The sequence below is a fragment of the Rhizobium phaseoli genome, assembly GCF_003985125.1.
In the GTDB taxonomy this organism is placed as follows: Bacteria; Pseudomonadota; Alphaproteobacteria; order Rhizobiales; family Rhizobiaceae; genus Rhizobium; species Rhizobium phaseoli.
Window position 1 is genome coordinate 56190 of the sequence record NZ_ML133572.1, and the last position, 19827, is coordinate 76016.

At 61.4% G+C, this 19827-nt stretch carries 17 protein-coding genes and 1 pseudogene; 11 read left to right on the plus strand and 7 right to left on the minus strand.

The window, feature by feature from the left end; all coding sequences use genetic code 11:
- Positions 1 to 85 precede the first annotated feature (85 nt).
- Genes EFD56_RS15470 through EFD56_RS15480 form a run of 3 tightly spaced genes read left to right on the plus strand, consistent with a single transcriptional unit; the run spans position 86 to position 3541 of the window.
- Positions 86 to 1093, plus strand: coding sequence for an ABC transporter permease (locus EFD56_RS15470; RefSeq protein WP_004674678.1), 1008 nt, complete (start codon positions 86 to 88; stop codon positions 1091 to 1093).
- Positions 1090 to 1917 (plus strand): ABC transporter permease, encoded by an 828-nt coding sequence (locus EFD56_RS15475; protein ID WP_004674679.1) that lies wholly within the window; start codon positions 1090 to 1092, stop codon positions 1915 to 1917. The genes EFD56_RS15470 and EFD56_RS15475 overlap by 4 nt, the downstream gene beginning before the upstream one ends.
- A complete protein-coding gene (locus tag EFD56_RS15480) occupies positions 1910 to 3541 on the plus strand; it encodes an ABC transporter ATP-binding protein (RefSeq protein WP_004674680.1) in 1632 nt (543 codons plus the stop codon). The genes EFD56_RS15475 and EFD56_RS15480 overlap by 8 nt, the downstream gene beginning before the upstream one ends.
- A 58-nt stretch (positions 3542 to 3599) precedes the next feature.
- Here EFD56_RS15480 and EFD56_RS15485 read toward each other — a convergent pair whose 3' ends face one another.
- Complete coding sequence (locus tag EFD56_RS15485) at positions 3600 to 4385, minus strand: helix-turn-helix domain-containing protein (protein WP_004674681.1); 786 nt, start codon at positions 4383 to 4385, stop codon at positions 3600 to 3602.
- 120 nt (positions 4386 to 4505) lie between these two features.
- Between EFD56_RS15485 and EFD56_RS15490 the strand changes: the two genes are divergently transcribed.
- Entirely contained in the window at positions 4506 to 6086 is a 1581-nt protein-coding gene (locus tag EFD56_RS15490; RefSeq protein WP_004674682.1) for an ABC transporter substrate-binding protein, read from the plus strand.
- 21 nt (positions 6087 to 6107) lie between these two features.
- Positions 6108 to 8111: a CocE/NonD family hydrolase gene (locus tag EFD56_RS15495; protein WP_004674683.1), complete on the plus strand. Its 2004-nt coding sequence runs from the start codon at positions 6108 to 6110 to the stop codon at positions 8109 to 8111.
- A 3-nt stretch (positions 8112 to 8114) separates the two neighbouring features.
- Here EFD56_RS15495 and EFD56_RS15500 read toward each other — a convergent pair whose 3' ends face one another.
- Positions 8115 to 9026 carry an alpha/beta hydrolase gene (locus tag EFD56_RS15500; protein ID WP_126905694.1) on the minus strand — a complete coding sequence of 304 codons (912 nt, stop codon included), beginning with the start codon at positions 9024 to 9026 and terminating at the stop codon, positions 8115 to 8117.
- A gap of 265 nt (positions 9027 to 9291) precedes the next feature.
- Between EFD56_RS15500 and EFD56_RS15505 the strand changes: the two genes are divergently transcribed.
- Both EFD56_RS15505 and EFD56_RS15510 read left to right on the plus strand, forming a co-directional pair.
- Positions 9292 to 9816, plus strand: a complete 525-nt coding sequence (locus tag EFD56_RS15505; protein WP_126905695.1) for an RNA polymerase sigma factor — start codon at positions 9292 to 9294, stop codon at positions 9814 to 9816.
- Positions 9813 to 11912, plus strand: a complete 2100-nt coding sequence (locus EFD56_RS15510) for a vWA domain-containing protein (RefSeq protein WP_126905696.1) — start codon at positions 9813 to 9815, stop codon at positions 11910 to 11912. Before EFD56_RS15505 ends, EFD56_RS15510 begins: the two co-directional genes overlap by 4 nt.
- 101 nt (positions 11913 to 12013) lie before the next feature.
- Here the strand turns inward: EFD56_RS15510 and EFD56_RS15515 are convergent.
- From EFD56_RS15515 to EFD56_RS15525, 3 genes and pseudogenes are all read right to left on the minus strand, one after another.
- Positions 12014 to 12609: pseudogene (locus EFD56_RS15515) on the minus strand (mobile mystery protein B).
- Entirely contained in the window at positions 12606 to 13067 is a 462-nt protein-coding gene (locus tag EFD56_RS15520) for a mobile mystery protein A (protein WP_126905697.1), read from the minus strand. Before EFD56_RS15520 ends, EFD56_RS15515 begins: the two are co-directional and overlap by 4 nt.
- Positions 13068 to 13243: 176 nt before the next feature.
- A complete protein-coding gene (locus EFD56_RS15525; RefSeq protein ID WP_126905698.1) occupies positions 13244 to 14170 on the minus strand; it encodes an SMP-30/gluconolactonase/LRE family protein in 927 nt (308 codons plus the stop codon).
- 180 nt (positions 14171 to 14350) lie between these two features.
- Between EFD56_RS15525 and EFD56_RS15530 the strand changes: the two genes are divergently transcribed.
- Positions 14351 to 15421, plus strand: a complete 1071-nt coding sequence (locus EFD56_RS15530; RefSeq protein WP_126905699.1) for a LacI family DNA-binding transcriptional regulator — start codon at positions 14351 to 14353, stop codon at positions 15419 to 15421.
- Positions 15422 to 15432: 11 nt separating this feature from the next.
- Here EFD56_RS15530 and EFD56_RS15535 read toward each other — a convergent pair whose 3' ends face one another.
- On the minus strand, positions 15433 to 16464 hold the full coding sequence (locus tag EFD56_RS15535; RefSeq protein ID WP_126905700.1) for an L-idonate 5-dehydrogenase: 1032 nt from the start codon (positions 16462 to 16464) through the stop codon (positions 15433 to 15435).
- 10 nt (positions 16465 to 16474) lie between these two features.
- Positions 16475 to 17416 (minus strand): 2-hydroxyacid dehydrogenase, encoded by a 942-nt coding sequence (locus EFD56_RS15540; protein WP_037146593.1) that lies wholly within the window; start codon positions 17414 to 17416, stop codon positions 16475 to 16477.
- 135 nt (positions 17417 to 17551) lie between these two features.
- Between EFD56_RS15540 and EFD56_RS15545 the strand changes: the two genes are divergently transcribed.
- The 3 genes from EFD56_RS15545 to EFD56_RS15555 are packed head-to-tail and all read left to right on the plus strand — an operon-like array spanning position 17552 to position 19767.
- Positions 17552 to 18316 carry an SDR family oxidoreductase gene (locus EFD56_RS15545; RefSeq protein WP_064826033.1) on the plus strand — a complete coding sequence of 255 codons (765 nt, stop codon included), beginning with the start codon at positions 17552 to 17554 and terminating at the stop codon, positions 18314 to 18316.
- A gap of 13 nt (positions 18317 to 18329) precedes the next feature.
- Positions 18330 to 18884, plus strand: coding sequence for a gluconokinase (locus EFD56_RS15550; protein ID WP_126905824.1), 555 nt, complete (start codon positions 18330 to 18332; stop codon positions 18882 to 18884).
- Positions 18874 to 19767, plus strand: a complete 894-nt coding sequence (locus EFD56_RS15555; protein WP_126905701.1) for an NAD(P)-dependent oxidoreductase — start codon at positions 18874 to 18876, stop codon at positions 19765 to 19767. The genes EFD56_RS15550 and EFD56_RS15555 overlap by 11 nt, the downstream gene beginning before the upstream one ends.
- The last annotated feature ends 60 nt before the right edge of the window (positions 19768 to 19827 follow it).

Here is a 19827-nt window from a genome sequence, read left to right on the forward strand (position 1 = left end):
CAGCGCCCCTCCGATCTCCGACGAAGCTGGGACCGTGGGAAGAAAACCCGCGGTCCTCCCGACGTTTTAGCCAAAGGCATTTGCCATGACCAACCCTGCCCCAAGCAATATCTTGCCGGGCCTGAGGCTCCGGCAGCGTTTTCCGTTGCTTGCCCTCATCCTCGAGCGCTTCGTGCTCAGCATTATTCTGCTTTTTGCGGTTTCCATCCTGATCTTCGGCGGGCTGGAAGCCCTGCCCGGCGATTTTGCCACCACCTATCTCGGCCAGTCGGCAACGCCGCAGGCCGTTGCCAATATCCGCCAGGATCTCGGACTGGACCGTCCGGTCACGACACGTTACGTCGAGTGGCTCGGCAATGCCGTCCAGGGTGACTTCGGCACCTCCTGGGCCAGCAAGAATTCGGTGAGCGAGCAGATCGGCAAGCGCCTTGGCAATTCGCTTTTTCTGGCAGGTTTCGCGGCAGTGATTTCCGTGCCGCTCGCCGTCGGCCTCGGTATGCTGTCGGTGCATTTTCGCAACCGGCTGCCGGACAAGATCATCAATGTGATTTCGCTCGCGGCAATCTCGCTGCCGGAATTCTTCATCGGCTATCTGCTGATCCTCTTCTTCGCCGTGAAGTTCGGCATGGCCACCTTTCCGGCGACCGTCTATGACAGCATGGGCTTCATCGAGCGGTTGAAGGCGATTGCACTGCCGACGGCGACCTTGGTGCTCGTCGTGCTCGCCCACATGATGCGCATGACGCGGGCGGCGATCCTCTCGGTCATGTCCTCCGCCTATATGGAAACCGCCGAGCTGAAGGGCCTCAGCGCCTACCGTTCGATCGTCAAGCACGCCGCTCCCAATGCGCTGGCGCCGATCATCAATGTCGTCGCGCTGAACCTTGCCTATCTCGTGGTCGGCGTCGTCGTCGTCGAAGTCGTCTTCGTCTATCCCGGCATGGGGCAATACATGGTCGACGCGGTCACTGTGCGCGACATGCCCGTGGTGCAGGCCTGCGGCCTGATCTTCGCGGCCGTCTACATCTTCCTCAACATGATCGCCGACATTCTTGCGATCGTCGCCAATCCCCGGCTGAGGCATCCGCGATGAGAGCAAGAGACATTCCCATCACCGCCTGGATCGGCATAACAGGTATTGCCGTCGCCTTCATCTTCGCGCTCTTCGCACCCTGGATCGCGCCCTACGGGGAGACCCAGGTCGTCGGCGACGTCTGGCAGCTGCCTGACGATCACTATATCTTCGGCCTCGACAATCTCGGCCGCGACATCCTCTCGCGCCTGATCTACGGCGCGCGCACGACGCTGCTCGTCGCCTCCGCTGCCACAATCATCTCCTTCTCGCTCGGCATCATCCTGAGCTTCACGGCGGCCGTCTCGCGCGGCCTCATCGACGCGATATTTTCCCGCTTCAACGATCTGATGATGTCGATCCCGACGCTGATCTTCGCGCTGGTGGTGCTTGCGGTCCTGCCGCAGAATATCATCGTCCTGATCCTTGTCATGGCGATCCTCGATTCCACTCGCGTCTATCGTCTCGGCCGCGCCGTGGCGCTCGATGTCGCGGTGATGGAATTCGTCGAGGCGGCCAAGCTGCGCGGCGAAGGCAAGCTCTGGATCATTTTCCGCGAAATTCTGCCGAACACGCTGTCGCCGCTGCTGGCCGAGTTCGGATTGCGCTTCGCCTTCTCGATCCTGTTCCTCTCGACGCTCTCTTTCCTCGGCCTCGGCATTCAGCCGCCGGCGGCCGACTGGGGCGGCATGGTCAAGGATAACAAGGACGGGATCATCTTCGGCATTTCAGCCGCATTGGTGCCGGGTACGGCGATTGCGGTGCTTGCCATCTGCGTCAACCTCGTCGTCGATTGGCTGCTGAAACGCACATCCAGCCTCAAGGGAGGGCGTGGCGATGCCTGAGCTTCTTTCCGTTCGCAATCTCAAGATCGAAGCGACCAGCTATCCGCCGGGCGAACCGCCCAAGCGGGTAACGATCGTCGACGGCGTTTCCTTCGACCTCAAGAAGGGCAAGGTTCTCGGCCTGATCGGAGAATCGGGCGCCGGCAAGTCGACGATCGGGCTCTCGGCGCTTGCCTATGGCCGCGGCGGCGCCGAAATCACCGGCGGCGAGGTTCGGCTCGACGGCACCGATATTCTGGCACTCGGCAAGCACGGTGTGAGGAAAATCCGCGGCGCCCGCGTCTGCTATGTCGCGCAATCGGCGGCGGCCGCCTTCAATCCGGCGCACCGGCTTGGCGACCAGGTGATCGAAGCCTCGCTTAAACATGGGCTGATGACGAGGGAGGAGGCGCGCAAACGGGCGCTTTATCTGTTCCGCGTGCTCGGCCTGCCCAACCCCGAGACCTTCGGCGAGCGCTTTGCCCATCAGGTCTCCGGTGGCCAGCTGCAGCGCGCGATGACGGCGATGGCGCTCTGCTCCAACCCCGAGCTCATCGTCTTCGACGAGCCGACCACGGCACTCGACGTCACCACGCAGATCGACGTCCTGGCGGCGATCAAACATGCGATCGAGGAGACCCATACGGCCGCCCTCTACATCACCCACGATCTTGCCGTCGTCGCGCAGATTTCCGACGACATCATGGTCCTCCGCCATGGCAAGCAGGTGGAGTATGGCAGTGTTCAGCAGATCATCGAGGCGCCGCGCGAGGACTATACCCGGGCGCTGGTCAATGTCAGGCAGGCCTATCGCGAGGAAGCCGCCGATCAGTCCACGGCCCTTCTCAAAGTGGAGAATGTCAGCGCCGAATATTCCAACGGCTTCAAGGTACTGCACGGTGTCTCGCTGCATGTGCCAAAGGGGCAGACGCTGGCCGTCGTCGGCGAATCCGGCTCCGGAAAATCGAGCCTGGCACGCGCCATTACCGGCCTCTTGCCGCCGAAGAGCGGACGCATCGTCTTCGGCGGCAAGCCACTGGTGCCCGATCTGAAGAACCGGCAAAACGACGACCTCAGGCGTATCCAGCTGATCTACCAGATGGCCGACACGGCGATGAACCCGAGGCAGACGATCCGCGACATCATCGGCCGTCCGTTGACCTTCTATTATGGCCTCAGAGGTGCGGAGAAGACGGCCAGAGTGAAGGAATTGCTCGATCAGATCGAGATGGGCAATGGGTTCATCGACCGCTACCCGGCCGAACTCTCCGGCGGCCAGAAGCAGCGCGTGGCGATCGCAAGAGCCCTTGCCGCCAAGCCCGAGCTCATTCTTTGCGACGAGCCGACCTCGGCGCTCGACCCGCTGGTGGCCGAGGGTATCCTCAAGCTGCTGCTGCGCCTGCAGCAGGAGGAACAGCTGTCCTACATCTTCATCACCCACGACATCGCGATCGTCCGGGCGATTGCCGACAGCGTGGCGGTGATGCATCGCGGCAAGCTGGTGCGCTTCGGGCCGAAATCGACGGCGCTGTCGCCACCCTTCGATGATTACACCGATCTGCTGTTGAAATCGGTGCCGGAAATGGAAATTGGCTGGCTGGAACGGGTGCTGACGACGCGGAAGATGGCAAGCGCCGGGAATTGAAGGCGCGAAATCTTTTGGCACTCATCGGATATGATGGCTTCGTTGGAAATCGGTGTCTTCAATACTCTGCCGGCACCGCATACACTTCCGCGGATGGATCTGCGAGGAACGAGCGCACCGTCGGTGGCAGCTGGCGTGAAGACAGCGGCAGTGGCCCGCAACGCGACAGAAGCTCGCGCAGGTTGGGCTCGGCGCCGACATGCCGCCAGATCATCCGCGACGCATACGGGAGATTTTCCCGTCGCCACGAAACGCCCATTGTCGTCCCGCGCAGATAGACGCGCTGGTACTCATCGAATGGCAGGAGGATCGTCTGTGAAAGTACTGGATTCGGGCCGACGATTCGCTCCGTTATGAAGATCCGGTTTCGATAGAAGGCCGCAAGGCCGACATATTTCGAAAATTGCTGGATGCCGTTTCCAGCGTCCCGCAGACGCTCCATTGATTTGACATGCACAAGCCCACCCTTCTCCACAAAGCGGCTGCACGAACAGACAACCATTCCCGGCCAGGACGGGGAGCGGTGATAGGTCTGGAAATAGCCAATATGGCGCCGGAGCGCGGTCAGATCGCCTGGGAACGCCTTTAGTAGTTCGGAACTTGGATTGAGGTCTAGAGTCGGTTTGCGAAGCCGCTCGCGAAAGAGCCTGGGAGCGAGACCAAAGTCGGCTGCGTCGAGATCGAAATACTTGGCTATGCGCGCGAGATTATGGGCAGACGGCCTCGTCTGGCCGTTGATATATCGATTGAATTGCTGTCGGTTGATGTCGATCGCGCGGCAAAGATGCGAAATGGAACGCTGCGTGGCACAGGCGATCTTGAGGTTCTCGACTAGGTGAGGCATCGGCGGTTCCGTCTGAATGATAGCAGCGTAAACTCGCTCAAAGATGCGTCAAGTCGCGAAATTGCGTGACGCAGCCTGATCTCTACGTTCTCTTCTAATAACGTTGAAAAGGGAACTGAAATGACACGTGAAAAGGATCAATCTTCGCCCCTGAGTATCGGCCGCCGTCACTTCGTTGGCGGTGCCGTCGCGCTGGGTGCCTTGCCAGTCCTCACCTCCGGCCTCTTGATGCCGCGCGATGCCCGCGCGCAGGAAGCGAAGCGCGGTGGTCATCTGAAACTCGGTCTCAAGGGCGGCGCCACCAGTGATGCGCTCGACCCCGCGACCTATAGCGCCTCGGTGTTGTTCGTGATTGGCCGTCTCTGGGGCGACACCCTTGTCGAATCCGACCCTAAGACCGGTACGCCCTTGCCGTCGCTGGCGACTTCCTGGACGCCATCGGCGGACGCATCCGTCTGGACTTTCAAAATCAGGAACGACGTGCAGTTTCACGACGGCAGCAAGATGACGGTCGCGGACATCGTCGCGACACTGAAGCGACACGCGGACAAGAATTCGCAGTCGGGCGCTCTGGGGCTCATGGCCTCGATCACCGGTATCGAAGAAAAAGCGGGCGACCTTGTCCTCACACTTTCGCAAGGCAATGCGGACCTGCCTTTGCTTTTGACCGACTATCACCTGATCATCCAACCGAAGGGCGGCCTCGACAAGCCTGCGGCGGCCATCGGTACAGGTCCTTACATTCTGAAAAGCTTCGAACCGGGCGTTCACGCAACCTTCGAGAAAAACCCGAAGGATTGGCGCTCCGACCGCGGCTTTGTCGACAGTGTCGAAATCCTCGTCATCAACGACAACACCGCCCGCGTTGCCGCACTTGCCTCCGGCCAAGTTCATTTCGTCAACAATGTCGACCCCAAGACAGTCCCGATGCTGCAGCGAGCACCGACCGTCGAAATCCTCCGGAATGCAGGCAAGGGCTTCTATTGTTTCCTAATGCATTGCGACACGGCTCCCTTCGACAACACCGATCTTCGGCTTGCGCTGAAATATGCCATCGATCGTCAGGCGATCCTCGACAAGGTTCTGGGCGGCTACGGAGCCATCGGCAACGACTATCCGGTCAATTCCAACTACGCTCTCGCCCCGACCGATATCGAGCAGCGCCCTTATGATCCAGACAAGGCCGCCTTCCACTTCAAGAAAGCGGGTCTCGACCGCTCCATTCAGCTGCTCACGTCAGACGCAGCCTTTCCGGGCGCTGTGGATGCGGCGATCCTGTTCCAGCAAAGCGCGCGCAAGGCGGGCATCACGATCGACGTCAAGCGCGAACCGGAAGACGGCTACTGGACCAATGTCTGGAATAAGCAGCCCTTCTGCGCCTCGTTCTGGGGCGGTCGTCCGACCCAGGATTCGCGCTATTCCACCTCTTACCTGTCGACCGCAGAATGGAACGACACGCGTTTCAAGCGCCCTGACTTCGACAAATTGGTTCTGCAAGCAAGGTCAGAACTTGATGAGGCCAAGCGCAAGGTGCTTTATCGGCAATTGGCCCTGATGGTGCGAGACGATGGCGGTCTGATCCTGCCCGTCTTCAACGACTACATCATGGCCTCTTCGAAAATGCTGAAGGGATATGTTGACGATATCGGCAACGATATGTCCAACGGCTACATCGGCAGCCGCGTGTGGCTTAATGCCTAAAGCTCTTCTGGATATATGACAATGTCAGACCGCAGCTTCACAACCATCGAAAATCAGTGGATCACCTTGAAGGATCGGACGCGGCTGGCGGCACGCATCTGGATGCCCGACCGCGCTGAGCAGAATCCCGTTCCTGCCGTGTTCGAATTCCTGCCCTACCGCAAGCGGGACGGGACCAGCCCCAGGGACGAGTCGACCTATCCGGTGTTCGCCGCCGCCGGCATTGCCGGCGTGCGCGTCGATATCCGCGGATCGGGCGAATCCGACGGCGTCATCGACGGCGAATATACGGAGCGGGAGCTTGCCGATGCCTGCGAGCTGATCGCCTGGATCGCGGCGCAGCCATGGTCGAACGGCTCCGTCGGGATGATGGGCATCTCCTGGGGCGGCTTCAACAGCCTGCAGGTCGCCGCATTGCGGCCGCCGGCGCTCAAAGCCGTCATCTCGATCGCCTCGACCGTCGACCGCTATAATGACGATATCCATTATAAGAACGGCTGCCATCTTTCCGCCCAGCTCTCATGGGCGGCGACGATGCTTGGCTACCAGTCACGCCCGCCCGATCCGGCACTTGTCGGCGAGCGCTGGAAGGAGATGTGGCTGGAGCGCCTGGCAGGCGAACCCTTTTTCATGGAGGAGTGGCTGGCCCATCCGCGGCGCGATGATTTCTGGCGTCACGGCTCGATCTCGGAGGATTTTTCGAGCGTCGAGATCCCGACGCTCGTGATTGCCGGTTGGGCGGATGGCTACCGCAATACGCCGTTGATGGCGGTCGAGGGTCTGGGCGAGAAGGCGAAGGCACTGATCGGTCCCTGGGTGCACAAATATCCGCACTTTGCCTGGCCGAAACCGCGCGCCGATTTCCATGGCGAAGCGATCGCCTGGTGGAACAAATGGCTGCGTGGCGAGGACAATGGCATCGACAGACTGCCGCAGGTCCGCGCCTATATTCTCGATGCCGTCCGCCCGGCGCCGCGGCGCGACAGCGATCCCGGATTCTGGATCGCGCGGGATGTCTGGACGTCGCCGCACATGCAATGTTTCTACGTCGAGCAATTCGGCAGGCTGACCGAAGGCATGCCGATCCCGCATGCTCCCGAGCATCCCGTCTATGTCAGGTCTCCTCTCGATACCGGCACGGCATCGGGTGAATATTTCACGCTGAAGCCCGACGCCGAAATGGCGATCGATCAACGCTTGGACGATGCCGGTTCGCTGGTCTTCGATACCATGCCGCTTGCCGATGATTGCGACTATCTCGGTCGGCCGGTGCTGACACTGCGGCTGCGGTCCCGGGCGGCGCATGCGAACCTCTGCGCCCGGCTGATCGACGTCCATCCCGACGGCACCGCCATGCGGGTCGCCTTCGGCGTCGTCAATCTCACCCACCGCGACGGCAATGCCGATCCGAAGCCGCTGATCCCGGGCGAGATGGTGTCGATCCGATTGGTGCTCGATGCCTGCGGCTATCGCTTCCGCAAGGGGCATCGCATCCGCCTTTCGCTGTCCACCGCCTATTGGCCGATGATCCTGCCGCCGCCCGAGGACGAAGGGATCGACATCGATATTGCCTCGCTCGGTCTGGGGCTGCCGATGCTCGGCGACCATCGCAGGATCGAAGTCGACGAGCCAGCCAACCCCGATCCCCTGCCGAAATATATTGAGCATGCGGCTGCCGCGACGAAACGGCAGATCGTCCGGGATCTCTCGGCCAATCGGACGGACTATCGCATCCATGAGGAGACCGGGCTTTACGAACATCCCAAGACGGGCCTGTCGACCCGGCAATTGCGCGAGGAAGTCTGGTCGATTTCGCCGGATGATCCGCTGTCGATGACCGGTGTGTCGACCTGGACCTGCGACATGCACCGTCCCGGCTGGTTCGTGCGGACCGTGGCCACGGCGCGGATTGCCTGTACCGCAACCGATTGGATCGTCAGCGCCGTCGTCACGGCGTTCGAGGACGACGTGCAGATCTTCGAAAAGATCGTCGCGGAAAAGAAGATTGGCCGCGATCTGATGTGATCGTCATAGCATCGCGAAATGCCTGACGGCCTCGCAGACAGCGCGGAAGCCGTCGCGCGCGCCATCACTCATGTGGCGGGCGCGCAGCCAGGCATGCACCATCTGCGGCTCCTCCCGGAACCAGACTTCGATACCCTCCGCGGTCAGCCGGGCGGCATAGTGCCGGCCGTCATCGCGAAGCGGATCGAAATGCGCGACGGTGATGAAGGCCGGCGGCAGTCCGACGAGCGAAGCTGCCTGCAGCGGCTCGGCGATTTCACTTCCTTCAGGTGCCCGCAGGATCTCGCGATAATAGGCGACATCGGCCGTCGTCAGGCCGGGTGCCGCGGTCATTTCCACATAAGACCCCGCATTGAGGTCGCCGCCGAGGCTAGGGTAGATCAGCACCTGGCCGACGACGCCCGATAGCTCCTCATTGCGCGCCCGCAAGGCAAGGCCCGCTGCAAGATTGCCGCCGGCGCTGTCACCGATCAGCACGACTTTGTTGCTGGCGGCAAGCAGATGTTTGAGCACGGCGAAGCCGTCATCCGTCTGCGCCGGCCAGCGATATTCAGGGGCCAGCCGGTAATCGACGGAAACGAGTTCGGCGCCGGCAAAATCAGCGATCTCGGCGCAGATGGCGTGATGGCTCTCAAGCGAACCGACAACGAAGCCGCCGCCATGGATATAAAGCAGAACAGTCCGCGTGATGATTTTCCGCGGACGATAGCGCCGGATCGGTATGCGCTGAACCATGCCGTCCGCAAAGAACATATCCGGGGGCAGCGGGCGGTCGAAGCGCGCACAAAGAGCATCGTACCAATGCCGCTGCTGCTCGACCGGCGCTTCGACGGCATCTGCGGGATAGAAGCTATCGCAAATCTGGAGAAACTGCAGAATGCCCTTTTCGGTGGGGGCAGGCGATGGAGCGGACATTGAGGGTCCTTTCGATTTTGGACATGCGGATCATGCCCTTGGCCGACTCTGCGTCCATCATGCCCCTTTGCGGTGGAGGCAATCTGTCTGGCCGCGACCCATGTATGTCGCGATGCCTTCTTATTTTGACTCGCATTTCCAGGGCTTTGCCGCTTTTTCCAAAAAGATCCGATAAATTTTCGGCGACGACCCAAAGGAAAGCCCTCGGAGAAACGTCTCAATCCTGAAATAGCATCTTGCTTGATAGCTTGGGGGTAGGTGCGCATTGGATGCGGAGCTCATAGAACGAGCACAGCGCGGCGACAGGGAGGCCTTCGGGCAACTGGTCTCGCGCCATTATGATTTCGTCCGCGCGACGGCGTGGCGATGGTCGGGCAATTCCACCGATGCGGACGATATCGCCCAGGAGGTCTGCGTCAAAATCGGCGCCGCCATCCGCGGCTTTCGCGGCGCCAGCAGCTTCAGGACATGGCTTTATACGCTGACGCTGAACGCCGCTCGCGATCACAGACGCAAACGCGCACGAGAGCAGCAGACGTTCCGCGCCTATGCGGCCGAACCGCAGGCGGATGCGCCGGGCGGAGACGACAACGAGATATCAAGCGCTTTATGGGCGGCCGTGCGCGCTTTGCCGGAACGGCAATGCGACGCCGTGCTGCTCGTCTATGGCGAAGGCCTCAGCCATTCGGCTGCCGCCGATGTCATGGGCTGCTCGGAGGCGACTGTCTCCTGGCAGGTCCACGAGGCGCGCAAGCGGCTGAAGGCCATGTTCGGCAAGGAAGAGGTATGATGGACAAGGAACTCGAAAAACTCTCCCGCCTCACCCCACCGGCCGTTGATCCGCAGGCGCGAGCCCGCGCCCTTGCCGCGGCGATGCAGGCCTTCGACAGCGCAGAAAATAATGCAGCGGCAGCCCAAGGAAATGCCAAAGGCTGGCGTCCAAGCTCCATCATCAACTGGATATGGAGCCCTGCTGTGAATAAGAAATTCCTCGCCGGTTCAGCCCTTGCGACGCTGCTCGTCATTCCCGCCGCCGGTTATCTCACCTTCGAGCTGGCCCGCAACCAACCGATCGTCGACCAGGAGAAGATCGCCGGCACCGTTTCGAAAAATGAAGTGCCGAAACCGTCCGAACCTCGGCTTTCCGAAGCGCCGGCCGAAGAGAATCGGCCGGCTCAATCGTCGGCGGCTGATAGCGCTCAAATCTTGCAGGACAAGGAGCCTCAGGCGGCAAAGTCCGCTGCGGAGTTGCGCGCTGAATTCGATGCAGGCGAAATCGCCGCTCTCAAGAGCAAGTCGGAGGATTCCGTGGCGGCTCTTGGCATGGCCAAACGTGCTGCGCCGGCCGCTCCTGGTGTGGTTGCTCAGGGCCAGCTGTTGGCTGAACCGATGGCCGTTGCCCCCTCGCCTGTTCCGCCAGCAGATGGGCGTATGCAGATTCAGCTCGATCCCAGCCGCGAACGCTTTGCCAATGCCGCGGCTAATCCGATCAAGAGTGTCGCGACGGATCCGGTTTCGACCTTCTCCGCCGATGTCGACAGCGCTTCCTATTCCTTTGTCCGCCGGTCGCTCACCGGCGGGGCGATGCCGGATCCGCAATCGGTTCGCGTCGAAGAGATGATCAATTATTTCCCCTATGACTGGCCGGGTCCCGAGAAGGCCGACCAGCCTTTCAAGGCGACCGTGACGGTGATGCCGACCCCGTGGAACCACGACACGGAACTGATGCACGTGGCGATCAAGGGTTATGACATCGCGCCGGCGACCGCGCCGCACGCCAATCTCGTCTTTCTGATCGACGTCTCGGGCTCGATGGACGAACCGGACAAGCTGCCGCTGCTGAAGAGCGCCTTCCGGCTGCTGGTCAACAGGCTGAAGGCCGACGACACCGTGTCGATCGTCACCTATGCCGGCAACGCCGGCACGGTGCTCGAGCCGACGCGGGTGGCAGAGAAATCGAAGATCCTGTCGGCGATCGACAGGCTGGAGGCTGGAGGCTCGACCGGCGGCGCGGAGGGCATCGAGGCGGCCTACGATCTTGCCAAAAAGGCTTTCGTCAAGGACGGCGTCAACCGGGTGATGCTGGCGACGGACGGCGACTTCAATGTCGGCCCGTCGAGCGACGAGGATCTGAAACGCATCATCGAGGAGAAACGCAAGGACGGCATCTTCCTGACCGTTCTCGGCTTCGGCCGCGGCAATCTCAACGATTCCCTGATGCAGACGCTCGCCCAGAACGGCAATGGCAGCGCCGCCTATATCGACACCCTGGGGGAGGCGCAGAAGACCTTGGTCGAAGAAGCCGGATCGACGCTGTTTCCGATCGCCAAGGACGTCAAGTTCCAGGTCGAGTTCAACCCGGAACGGATCGCTGAATACCGGCTGATCGGTTATGAGACGCGCGCCCTCAAACGCGAGGACTTCAACAATGACCGCGTCGATGCCGGCGATATCGGCTCCGGCCACAGCGTCACGGCGATCTACGAGATCACGCCCAAGGGAAGCCCCGCGGTCATGAATGATGACCTGCGTTACGGCGTACCCAGCAAGGCGCCGGCCGAGGCATCGGGCAGCGCGCATCAGGGCGAGTTCGCCTTCGTCAAGATGCGCTACAAGCGGCCGGGCGAAGAAAAGAGCGCCCTGATCACCACGCCGGTCGGTGACGGCAACGCGGTCGCCACCATCGACGCCGCGCCTGAGGACGTTCGCTTCTCGGTGGCCGTCGCCGCCTTCGGCCAGAAATTGAGCCGCACCAGCGCCCTCGATGCCTATTCCTATCAAGCGATTGCCGATCTCGCTGCGGCATCGCGGGGGGCGGATCCCTTCGGCTACAGATCGGATTTCCTCGGTCTCATCAGGTTGGCTGACGGACTCAGCCAGCGATAACGGAGGAAGAACCGCAGCAGAAGCCGCCCGAGAAAGGCGGCTTTTGCTGCGGGTTGTTTGAAGATCAAGCTGGATTTTTAGAAGTATGGGAGCTTCGCAGTTCAACTGCGGGCAAATTCGAGAAGAGGACCGATGTCGTGATTGTCGGCGGCCTGAAGTGCTGCGACATAGCACCTGCGCAGCTCGCCCATGTCGCTGAGGCTCCCGCTCCCCAACTAAAGGGCTCTTTGTTCATCTTTCCCACGAGAAGATCGGCCGCCAGTCGCGCATGGCGCCCGTTGCCGTTTGGGAAGGGGTGGATGGAGACCAGACGATGGTGGAATGGGATTGCAATCTCGTCCGCGGCGAAGGCCTCATGCTCGATCCAGTATCTTACGTCGGCAAGCAAGGCCGCGAGCTCGACCGGGATGCGGTAGGCCTCAACACCAATGTTACGCTCCGTCGCACGGAAGTGACCTGCCCATTGCCAAACCTCACCAAACATGCGGCGGTGCAACGTGCGCATGAAGTCTTCCGTCAGCATTCTGTCGACCGGTATGCGTCGTCGTCCGCGGACCCAGGCTGCGCCCTTGACGATGTTTTCCTGTTCGGCCTCGTTGAGGTCGTTTCGATGCGTGACCCAGCTCTGAAGCAGGCCCTCGCGTTCCTGCGGTTCAAGCGGTGTTGCGTCCTCGGGTTCCTGGAAGAGGTCAGTCATTTCTCTGACCAGAGATCGCGCTCGGAAAGCTGGTCACGGATGTAGGCCTGGATACGGGACTCAAGATCGGCGTCGTCGGTTCCCTGCGCCTCCAGGCGCATCGTATGTGCGACCCGCTGAAGTTCGCGCAAAGCGATCTTTCTCGCCCGCGCATTGAGCGCAATCTCGAGCGATGTATTCGGGACCAGCGCGTAGACGAGCGTGCAGTCGAGCGCCTCGGCTGCGCGGCGCAAGGTGCCAAGTTGGATCGTGCCTGATGCCTCCGACTTCTCGATCGTTTCCACTGTCTGCGGCCGGATCCCCATCCTGGAACCGAGTTGCGCTCCGGTCATGCCGAGTGCATCTCGCAATGCGCGAACCCAACCTTTAGGGGGCGCTCGGAAGTTTTCCGCAGGCTGCAGCACACTAAGACGTTCATCAAGCCGTTTCCGCGCTCGTTTCCGCACCTCGCCCTTCATCACGACACTCTTGCCCCGAAATCATATTATAGGCTGATCTGACGTTAATAAATATCAGTCTATAGACTGATGCACAAGGTAAAAATATCAGCCTATAGCTTGAGCAGAGCATACATTAACACAGGTCGTGGGCTGATTTTCCATCAAGCCTACCCAAGAACGGGACGATGCGTGTGCTATCCCGGCCTGGAGCCATTAGCCGTGAGATATACGGCGTAGAGCGACGTGGTTGCGGTGATGAAGAGGCGGTTCCGTTTCTCGCCGCCGAAAGCGACGTTGGAGACGATCTCGGGAATATGGATCTTGCCGATCAGCGTGCCATCCGGGTCATAGCAGTGCACACCGTCGCCGGCGCTCGTCCAGATTCTTCCCTTCCGATCGACGCGAAAACCATCGAAAAAGCCCGCGGTGCATTCGGCAAAAATGCCGAGATCGCTCAGCTTGCCGGCATCGGACACGGCGAGCTTTCTGATATGGCGCGGACCGCCGGACAGGTGCGATGCCCCGGTATCGGCGATATAGAGCACTGTTTCGTCGGGGGAGAACGCCAGCCCGTTCGGCTTGACGAAATCGGACGCCACCCGCTCGGTTGCGCATGTTGCCGGGTCGTGCCGGTAGACGTGGCATCCGCCGATTTCCTCCTCGCCGTAGTCGCCCTCGTAGTCGTGGAGAATGCCGTAGCTCGGGTCGGTGAACCAGACGGTGCCGTCGGACTTCACGGTGACGTCGTTCGGCGAATTGAGCCGTTTGCCCGCGATCCGATCCGCCAGCACGCTGATCCCGCCGTCGAAATCGGTGCGCGTGACACGGCGCGCCAGATGCTCGCAAGTGATCAGCCGTCCCTGATTGTCGACCGTGTTACCGTTGGAGTTGTTGCTGGGTGAGCGGAAGACCGACGTCTGGCCGCTGGTATCATCGTAGCGCATCATGCGATTGTTGGGGATATCCGAGAAGACCAGGTAGCGCCCGGCGGCAAACCAGGCCGGTCCCTCCAGCCAGCGGCCGCCCGTCCAAAGCCGCTCGACGCGGGCATGGTCGACGAAGCAGCTTTCAAAGCGCGGGTCGAGAACCTCGAACCCCGTACCCTCGATTTCCCCGAACATGATGCCTCCTCGTCTCAAATTGTTATCGATACCATTCTGCCCTGCTTCGCGACCTTCGTATAGAGATCGATGGACTGTGGAACGCAGCATTTCAGTAATAATATTGATTGTGCGATGATAGCGATAACTTTATCGTATCCCAAGTTGCCAACTCGGAAGCTGTTTTAAGGGCGGAGACCAGTGAAAAACGAGGATGAGCCAAAAGACAAGCGCCTCAAGGGAGGAGACGCCCAAAAGCTGACGATGGCTGAGGTCGCCAAATATGTCGGCGTATCGGCCATGACCGTTTCGCGCGCCTTTCGCCAGGATGCGAGTGTTTCCGAAGAGACGCGCAAGCGCATCATGGAAGCGGTCGATGCGCTCGGCTACGTGCTCGACCTTTCGGCCGGCAGTCTTTCCTCGCGGCGCAGCGGCTTCATCGCGGCGCTGGTGCCCTCCATCAACAATTCGAATTTTTCCGACACCGCACGCGGCATTACCGATGCGCTGGAGAATACCGGTCTTCAGCTTCTGCTCGGCTATACCGATTATGCCGCCGAGAAGGAGGAAAAGCTGATCGAAGCGATGCTGCGCCGGCGTCCCGAGGGCATCATCCTCACCGGCGGCTCGCATACCGACCGGGCGCGGCGCATGCTTGATAAGGCCGGCATTCCGGTGGTTGAAACCTGGGAAATTCCGGAGGAGCCGATCAATCATGTCGTCGGCTTTTCCAACAGCGAGGCGATGTCGCTGCTGGTGCGGACGCTTGCCAGCCAGGGCTATCGCAGGTTCGGTTATATCGGCGGTACGACGGCGCGCGATACGCGCGGCAGCCAGCGGCGAAGCGGTTTCCTGAAGACTGTCGAAGAACTGGGCCTCGGACCGGGCCGGGCGATTTCCTTCGGTGTGCCGCCGATCACCATGGAACAGGGCGGCCAGGCGATCGTGAGCCTCCTGGAGCGCTGGCCGGACACGGAAGTCGTTCTCTGCGTTTCCGACCTGTCCGCCTTCGGCGCGATCATGGAGTGCAAGCGCAGGGGGATGCGTGTGCCTGAAGATATCGCCATTGCCGGTTTCGGCGATTACGAGATCTCGTCGATCTGTCATCCCAGCATCACCACAATCAATGTCGACTGTTACGGCATCGGCCGCCAGGCCGCCGTCCGCCTGCTGGACGCCCTGCAGGCGGGCAGCGAGACGACCGGCGACGAGATCACGTTGACCAGCTACAGGGTCGTCCTGCGCGAAAGCACGGATCGCGGCGTCCGATAGTCGAGACCTTGTCAGAAGGCGATCTGCACTTTCATCGACTTGCTGCGGTCGCTCGCCAGTTCGAAGGCGGCGACAGCCTCTTCAATGGCAAAAACACCTGTGAGCAGCGGCTTCAGGTCGACGCGGCGCGCGTTGATCAGCTCGACAGCGAGCGCAAATTCCTCGTGAAAGCGGAATGTTCCGCGCATCTCGATTTCCTTGGCGACGATCATGTTCTGCGGGATGGAGACGTCGCCGCCAAGGCCGAGCTGCACGAGGACGGCACGGGGTTTCAGCGCCTCCAGACCGGCGCGCACTGCCCGCTCATTGCCCGACGCTTCGAACATGACGTCGAAATATCCCTTGTCCGCGCCGTAGGCTGCCAGGTCGGCGGCATGCGTGGCAACATTGATCGTTCGATCTGCGCCGCTGGTGCGGGCAATCGCCAGGACGCTGTCGGTCACATCGGTCGCGACGATTTCGCGGGCGCCGAGAACCCGCGCCGCAACGATCGCCAGCATGCCGATCGGGCCGCAGCCGGTGACGAGCACGCGTTTACCCAGCAGCGACCCAGCGCGGCTGGCCGCATGCAGCGTCACGGCAAAGGGCTCGGCGAAGGCCGCCTCGTGAATGGAGATGCCGTCGGCAACCTTGTGGCATTGCCAGCGCTCCGCCACCAGCCGCTGGCGAAAGCCGCCTTGAATATGTGGCATCGGCATGGCGCTGCCATAAAACCGCATGTTGAGGCAGTGGTTCTGCTGTCCCTTCAGGCAATATTGGCAATGATTGCACGGTCGGCTCGGGGACACCGCAACGCGGTCGCCGACGGCAAGGTCGCTCACGCCGGCACCCAGCGCCTTGACCGTGCCGGCGATCTCGTGGCCGAGGATCATCGGCTCGCGCAGGCGAACGGTGCCGAAGCCGCCATGATTGTAATAATGCAGATCGGAGCCGCAGATGCCGCCGGCTTCAATGGCGATCTCCACCTGCCCAGCTCCGGCAACCTCCGGCTCGCGCTCCTCGATCCTGAGATCCTTGGCGGCATGAATGACGATGGCTTTCATAGCGAAACCCTCACACCACGGGAGTTGGAAGCGGGTTGCCGGCAAAATGCGCGGCGAGATTGTCTCTGACCAGCTGGCCCATGGCCTTGCGGGTCTCGACGGTACCGGAGCCATGATGGGGCTGCAACACCACGTTTTGCAGCGTCAGGAAACGCGCATCGATCTTCGGTTCGTTGAGGAACACGTCGAGGCCGGCGGCCTGGATGGTGCCGTTCTGAAGGGCCGCGATCAGCGCCTCTTCATCGACGGTCGTCCCGCGCGAAACATTGATCAACATGCCGTTGGGACCGAGCGCTTTGAGTACCTCGGCATTGATGATCTTCATCGTCGCCTGCCCGCCGGGGACGATGACGATCAGGAAATCGGCCCAATCGGCAAGCGCCACCAGGTTCGGCTGGTAGGCATAAGGAACATCCGTGTGCTCGTTGCGGGCGAAGTAGGTAATATCGCAGCCGAAAGCGGCAGCCCGCCTGGCGATCGCCTTGCCGATCCGCCCCATGCCGGCGAGTCCGACTTTCTTGCCGGCGACGCGCGTTACCAGCGGCATGGCGACATTGCCCCACTGGCCGGCGCGGACGAAAACGTCGGCCTGCGGAATCTGCCGCGCCGTGGCAAGCAGCAGTCCGATGGCGATATCGGCGACGTCTTCGGTCAGTACGTCAGGCGTATTCGTCACGCGAATGCCGTTGGCGCGGGCATAGGTGAGGTCGATGGCATCGGTGCCGACGCCATAACAGGAGACGATCTCCAGCTTCGGCAATTGCTTCATCAGCTCGGCGGAGGCGCCGAGTTCGCCACGCGTCGCAATGGCGCGAACATCCTTGCCGACGTTCGCAATCAGTTCCTGCTTGTCGGCCGCTTCCCACAGGCGGTGAACGCGATACTTCGCCTCCAGATCGACCATATCCCATTCCGGATAGGCTCCGGTCATCAAGATCTCTACCTCAGGCATTCCGTCTCCGTCCCGCATTTTGACAGTTGATTATGTTATCGATAACATATAATCCGGAAAAGCGATGTCAAGTGAGTTTCACCTGAAGTGGCGGTATAAGCCGTCATTCGCAGCGACACCGGAGGAGTTATTTGCATGAAGAACCTGTTTGATCTGACCGGGCAGCTTGCCCTGATCACCGGCTCGAGCCAGGGGATCGGTTATGCGCTGGCCGAGGGCCTGGCGCAGCATGGCGCCGCGGTGGTCATCAACGGCCGGACGCCCGAAAGCGTTAAACGCGCGGTCGAGAGCCTCAAGGCGCAGGGACTGACTGCCCATGCGGCCATCTTCGACGTAACCAGCAAGGACGCCGCCAAAGCGGGTATCGACGCGATCGAGGCCGATATCGGCCCGCTCGACATCCTGATCAACAATGCCGGCATGCAGTTTCGCACGCCGTTGGAAGATTTCCCGGCGGACAAATGGGAGCTGCTGCTGACCACCAATATTTCGAGCGTATTTTACGTCGGCCAGGCGGCTGCCAAAGCCATGATCGCCCGCGGCCACGGCAAGATCATCAACATCGCCTCGGTGCAGAGCGAACTGGCCCGCCCGGGCATCGCCCCCTATACCGCGACAAAGGGCGCGGTGCGCAACCTGACGCGCGGCATGTGCGCCGACTGGGCCAAACATGGCCTGCAGATCAATGCGATCGCGCCCGGTTATTTCAAGACGCCGCTCAACCAGGCGCTCGTCGACAATCCCGAATTCTCCTCCTGGCTGGAGAAACGGACGCCGGCCGGACGCTGGGGCAATGTCGAGGAACTGGTGGGGGCCGCCGTTTTCCTCTCGGGCCGCGGCTCGTCTTTCATCAACGGCCACACGCTTTATGTCGATGGCGGCATCACCACCTGCCTCTGACAGGGACGCGACGATGGAGCTCGGGAAAGAAGTGCTGCCTCTGGCCGTCGTGGTCATGGGCGTCAGCGGCTGCGGCAAATCCTCGGTTGGAGCGGGCGTCGCCGCGCGAAATGGCATGCGGTTTGTGGAAGGCGACCAACTCCACCCCGCCGCAAATGTCGAGAAGATGGCGAAGGGCATACCGCTCACCGACGACGACCGCCTGCCCTGGCTCGACCGGATCGGCGCGGATATAAAGACCGCGCAAGGCGCATCGCAGGGATTGGTGATTTCGTGTTCGGCGCTGAAAAGAAGCTATCGGGACAGGCTGCGGCAGGCGGCTGGCGGACGGCTGGCCTTCGTATTCCTCGAAGGATCCCGCGATCTGCTGCTGTCGCGGATGCAGGCCCGTCAGGGCCATTTCATGCCGGCCTCCCTGCTCGACAGCCAGCTGCAGACGCTGGAGCCGCCGACCGGTGAAGTCGGTGTTGTGACGGTGGCGATCGACATGGCTTTGGATGATATGGTGGCGCTGGCCTGTGAGGGGCTGAAAAGCGCGGCCATCAAGGGAGGGTTTCATGCAGGATGATTATCGAGCAGACGTCGCCGTCATCGGCGCCGGCATCATGGGAACGGCGATCGTCACGCGACTGATCGAAACCGGCCACAAAGTCTCCGTCTTCGATCTCGATGCCGAAAAGGTCGCGGCATTGACGGGCAAAGGCGCTCACGCGGCGAGTTCCGTGGCGAGTGCCGTCTCGGCGTCGCAATTCTGCATTCTCAGCCTCAATCACGCCAGCATCGTGCGCGCCGTCGTCTTCGGCCAAAAGGGGGTTGCGGCGGCGGCGAGTGCCGACAAGCTGCTGATCGACATGTCCTCTATCGACCCTGCCGAGACCGCCGACATGGCGAAGCGGCTGCGTGGGGAAACGGGAATGGCATGGGTGGATTGCCCGCTGTCGGGCGGCGTGCCTGGCGCGCTTGGCGGAAAACTGACGATCATGGCCGGCGGCAGCCCCGAGGATTTCGAGCGTGCGCGGGTGGTGATGCGGCATCTTGCCGCCAATTATACGCTGATGGGCGCCTCCGGCGCTGGGCAGACCACCAAGCTGATCAATCAGTTGTTCTGCGCCGTGCTGTTCCAGGCGGTGGCGGAAGCCGTCAAGCTCGCCGAGGCCGGCGGCGTCGATCCCGCAGCCATTCCGGCAGCGCTTGCCGGCGGCAGGGCGGACAGCCGGATATTGCAGGAATTCATGGCAAAATTCGCCGCCCGGGATTTCTCACCGACAGGCAGGATCGACAATATGCTGAAGGATCTGGATTCGCTTCAGGCCTTTGCGCTGAAGACCAAGACGCCGCTGCCGATGACGGGCGCGGTGGTCGAGATTCACCGCCTGCTTTGCGCCGCCGGTCTTGGGCCGAAGGACTCGGCCGAGATGATGCGCCTTCTCGATGGATTGCAGGCCGACTGACATCATCTTCGACGGCGTTGGAGATTGTCACTTTCCGCTTGACTATCGATGAATGTTATC